At 70.4% G+C, this 4,413-nt stretch carries 5 protein-coding genes; 1 reads left to right on the forward strand and 4 read right to left on the reverse strand.

Going from position 1 to position 4,413, the window contains the following annotated elements; translation table 11 throughout:
* Positions 1–26 precede the first annotated feature (26 nt).
* The 4 genes from ACFWEP_RS32195 to ACFWEP_RS32210 are packed head-to-tail and all read right to left on the reverse strand — an operon-like array spanning position 27 to position 3,025.
* Positions 27–641 (reverse strand): ATP/GTP-binding protein, encoded by a 615-nt coding sequence (locus ACFWEP_RS32195; protein ID WP_328718282.1) that lies wholly within the window; start codon positions 639–641, stop codon positions 27–29.
* Entirely contained in the window at positions 622–993 is a 372-nt protein-coding gene (locus ACFWEP_RS32200) for a DUF742 domain-containing protein (RefSeq protein ID WP_266711909.1), read from the reverse strand. The genes ACFWEP_RS32195 and ACFWEP_RS32200 overlap by 20 nt, the downstream gene beginning before the upstream one ends.
* Entirely contained in the window at positions 990–1,397 is a 408-nt protein-coding gene (locus ACFWEP_RS32205; RefSeq protein ID WP_275491019.1) for a roadblock/LC7 domain-containing protein, read from the reverse strand. The genes ACFWEP_RS32200 and ACFWEP_RS32205 overlap by 4 nt, the downstream gene beginning before the upstream one ends.
* Positions 1,394–3,025, reverse strand: a complete 1,632-nt coding sequence (locus tag ACFWEP_RS32210; protein WP_387375464.1) for a sensor histidine kinase — start codon at positions 3,023–3,025, stop codon at positions 1,394–1,396. The genes ACFWEP_RS32205 and ACFWEP_RS32210 overlap by 4 nt, the downstream gene beginning before the upstream one ends.
* Before the next feature lie 576 nt (positions 3,026–3,601).
* Here ACFWEP_RS32210 and ACFWEP_RS32215 point away from each other — a divergent pair.
* Positions 3,602–4,366 (forward strand): IclR family transcriptional regulator, encoded by a 765-nt coding sequence (locus ACFWEP_RS32215; RefSeq protein ID WP_387375466.1) that lies wholly within the window; start codon positions 3,602–3,604, stop codon positions 4,364–4,366.
* The last annotated feature ends 47 nt before the right edge of the window (positions 4,367–4,413 follow it).

The following is a 4,413-nucleotide window of genomic DNA, read 5'->3' on the forward strand; positions in this document are numbered from 1 at the left end:
GGCCGGACCGGCCGGCCGCCCGGACGTCATGCGAGGGGTACGGCCAGGCTGTGCAGGTAGCGCATGAGCGTCATCAGCACGTCCCGGCTCGACGTCCTCAGTCGCGCGTCGCAGTCGATCATGGGGACTTCGTCAGGCAGGTCGAGAGCCCGCCGCAGCGACTCGACCGGATGGTGCGGGGCGTCGGGGAAGGTGTTGACGGCGACGACGAACGGCACCCCGCGCTCTTCCAGGCGTCCGATGACGTCGAAGCTGGTTTCGAGGCGGCGGGTGTCGATCAGCACGACTGCGCCGAGGGCGCCCTCGAAGAGGCCGTTCCACAGGAACCAGAAGCGTTCCTGGCCCGGCGTACCGAACAGGTAGAGGATCAGTTCCTCGCTGAGGCTGATCCGGCCGAAGTCCATGGCGACGGTGGTGGCGGTCTTGCTCTCCACCCCGGCGTTGTCGTCGACGCCGACGCCGGCCTGCGTCATGGTCTCTTCGGTCGTCAGGGGCCGGATCTCGCTGACCGAACCGACCATGGTCGTCTTGCCGACCCCGAACCCGCCGACGATCACGACCTTCACCGCGGCGGTGGCCGTGGTGGGCAGGACGTCCTCGGTACGGGGGCCGGTGATCGTGTCAGAGCTTCTGAAGTCCATGCATCACCGCTTCGAGAAGGGACCTGTCGGGGAGAGTGGCGCGGACGATGGGTGCCCGCGATTCGATCAGTTCGGTCGCGAGTAATTCGGTCAGGAGGGAGGTGACGACGCTGAACGGGAGGCCGAGATACGCGGAGATCTCGGCGACCGACAGAGGTGCCTGGCAGAGCCGCAGGATCGCGGCCTGCTCCGGCTGGAACGTCGGTGAGGGTTCCGCCTGGGCGACGACCATGGTGACCAGGTCGAGGGCTGCCCGCTCGCTGCCGTCAAGATCGCCGGTGATGACGTACAGGCGCTCGGGATCGTTGAGCGCCGGGTCGGCATTGCGGCGTTCCCGTCGGGGAGCGTTCATCCGGCCTGCCCGTCGTGGCGCGGCGGGCTGGTCAGGTGGGCCCCGATCCGGACGACCATGTCGCGCATGCGCGCGCCGACGAGCCCGGCGTCGACCGTCTCACCGGCGAGCACTGCGAGGTAGGCGCCCGTGCCGGCCGCCATCAGGTAGAAGAATCCGCCGGTCACCTCGATGACCACGAGCTTCATCAGGCCGTCGCTGTAGGGGATTTCGGAGGCGACGGCGGCTGCCAGGCTCTGCAGGCCGGCGCAGGCGGCGGCCAGCCGGTCGCCCACGTCCGGGTCTCCGCCGTGCATGGCGATCCGCAGCCCGTCCGAGGAGAGCACCACGATCTGGTGGATGCTCGGAACGTCGTCGGCCAGTTCCTTGAGCATCCAGTCCATGTTTCCCCGCTGCTGGATCACTTGAGGTCTCCCTTGTCCCACGCGTCGTCAGAGTCTTCGCCGTTCTTGGGGTCGTGCGGCACGCCGTTGACGGCCTTGGTGAATGCCTCCAGCCAGAGGCCGGGGGGCTTTTCCTCGCCGCCCGCGCGGCCACCGGTCTGCGAGGCGGCACCGTTGAGGGCCCCCGGAACGCCTTCGGCCGCCGGCGCCGGGGTCTGCTGCGGAAGGTTGTGCGAGCCGAGCGGGGCGCGTCCCCTGCTGCGGCGTTGGGGCAGGCCGTTCTCGGTCCACTCGGTCACCACGGGGACTTCGTCCTCCAGGGCCGCGGCGGGCGCGGCCGGGCGCGCGGACGCAGCCGGTGAGGCGACTGCCGAGGGCACCGGGCCGGTGGCCTCGACCCTGGCCTTCCGCTTTCCGGCGGGGGGTACGACGTGCTGGAGCTGCGACATGTCCAGCGAGCTGGTGGGCCGTGAGGTGGCGCCGATGCCGTGGGCGATGCCGGGTGCGGGCCCGGTGGTGATCATGTCCCGGGGCACGATGAGTACGGCCCGGACGCCGCCGTACGCGGACTGGCGCAGCGATACCTGGAGTTGGTACATGCGCGACAGGCGGCCGACGACGGCCATGCCGAGGCGCGGGGACTCGCCGAGGTCGTTCATGTTGATGCCGGCCTGGGCCTGGGCGAGCATGTTCTCGGCCCGGGAGCGGGCCTCCTCGCTGAGGCTGACGCCGCCGTCCTCGATCTCGATCGCGATTCCCGTCTGCACCTCGACCGCGGTGACGTGCACCCGGGTCTGCGGCGGCGAGTAGCGCGTGGCGTTGTCGAGGAGTTCGGCACAGGCGTGGATGAGCGGCTCGACCGAGGTGCCGACGATGGCGACCTTGGCGATCGAGTGCAGATCGACGCGCTGGTACTCCAGGATGCGGGACATGGCACCCCGCAGCACGCTGAACAGCGGTACGGGCTTGGGCCACTGGCGACTGGGGCGCGCACCGCCGAGCACGGCGATGGAGTCGGCGAGACGGCCGATCAGCGCGGTGCCGTGGTCGATGCGGAGCAAGTCGTCGAAGACCTCGGGGTTGCGCCCGTAGTGGTCCTCCATCTCCCGCAGTTCGCTCGCCTGGCGGTGGACGATGGCCTGCACGCGCCGGGCGACGCTGACGAAGGCGCGCTGCGCGGAGTCACGCCGGGCCTCCTCGTCGTCGATGATCTGCAGCACGGTGTAGACGAGCCGCCGCAGCGCCTTGGGGAGGTTGCGGTAGGACTCGTCCCCGTCCACCACCTCCCGCATGACCTCTTCGGGCGAGTTGCTCGCGCGCAGCATCCTGATGGCGGAGGGCATCAGTTCCTTGGTGAGCCGCACGGTCTCTTCGTCGTGTGCGGCGATGCGCAGTTCCAGCTGGGCGATGCGCTGTTCGTACTGCGCGCGCAGGACGCGTGTCTCGCGCTGTCGGCGGTTCAGTGCGACGGCGAGCGCACCGACCACGACGGCGCCGAGCGCGCCGCTCACGGCGAGTGGTATCCGAGCGGCGTCCGCTACCAGCGTGACGCCCAGCGCGCAGGCGCCGACGACCAGCACGACGGGCAGGAGGAGTACGCGGACGACGGGGATCCGTCGGTCGGTCGGTGGTGATTCAACACGGACCATCTAAAAACCCTCTGGCGGTTGATTCCGGGATGTATGCCCACAGGTGCTGACACTCATGAACATGTGCGCGAATTGGTGCCAACTCGGCTTCACTGCGCGTGAGCTTAGCCAGATCAGAACAGGGGATCGGCACATTCACCCAACGCCCTGCGCGCACCCTTCACGGGTAATACACTCGCCAGTTTTCGCACTCAACGCTTCCGGACGTGCGCGGATAGTGACGACGGGCGCCGTACAGGCAGGATTCCGGACCCGCGTACCGCACAGTGGTACGAAGACGTACGGGGCATCGCGAGAACCGACCGTAATCATCCCGGGCGACCAGACTCTTTCGCGGGACAACCCGGTGCGGGCCGGGGCGCCTTGGGACGAGTAGCCCTAAGCTCGCGACCGGGAGGACCTCACCCGTCCGTCCCGCAGAGCAGTACGTACGCACACACAGTCGAAGAGGATCGAAAGGGGCGGATTCACGCCCCGCGGAAGAGTGGCGGGCAAAGTCGCCCCGCTTGACGGGCGGCGAGGACCGTCCGCCCCTCCGCGCGGCCTCGGCGAGTACCGGATGAGAGCGGGCACGGCATGGCATCGGCACCGGGCTACACCATCGAATCGCTGGACACCGGTCTGCGGCTGATGCGGTTGTTCCTGACCCATGACACGCTCACCGTCAGCGAGGCTGCCGGGCTGCTGGAGGTGGGGCGTTCCACCGCGCACCGGGTGCTCACCACTCTGGAGGGCCGCGGGTTCGCCGGGCGTGACGCCTCGGGGCGGGGCTACTCGGCGGGACCGGAACTGATGAGGCTGGGCAGCCCGGCGTGGTTCGGTGCCGCCGTCCGGGAGCGGGTGGCCCTCGTCCTGGACGACGCCGTCCGGCGCACCGGGGAGACCGTGCAGGCGGTCGCGCTGATCGGGGACCGGATCATCGTCACGGACGGGCGGGAGTCCGCGCACCCCGTGCGGGTGCGGCCGGGAACGGGCCTGACCCACCCGGCGCACGCGACGGCGGGCGGCAAGATGCTGCTCGCCCTGATGACGGCCGGGGAGCTCGACACCCTCTATCCCGACGAGCGACTGGAACCGGTCACCACGCGTACGGCCGCCTCCCGCACCGCGCTGCTGGCGCAGCTGGACCGGATCCGCGTCCGGGGCTACGCGGTCGACGGCGGAGAGTCGGCACGGGGCATGAACGCCGTCGCGGTGCCGCTCTCCGGTTCGGCCCCACGCGACCGGCTGGCCCTGGTGGCCTCGGTGCCCGCGGACCGGGGCGGCGAGGCCGAGCTGGGCGAACACGCGCTGCGGTTGCGGCAGTCTGCGGCGGTGCCGGGGCGGCCGGGCGCCGGCTGACCGCACCGCGCTCGGCCGCCGGTGGCGGCGGAGCGCCGGGCGCCCTC

The organism is Streptomyces sp. NPDC060198 (assembly GCF_042728415.1).
In the GTDB taxonomy this organism is placed as follows: domain Bacteria; phylum Actinomycetota; class Actinomycetes; order Streptomycetales; family Streptomycetaceae; genus Streptomyces.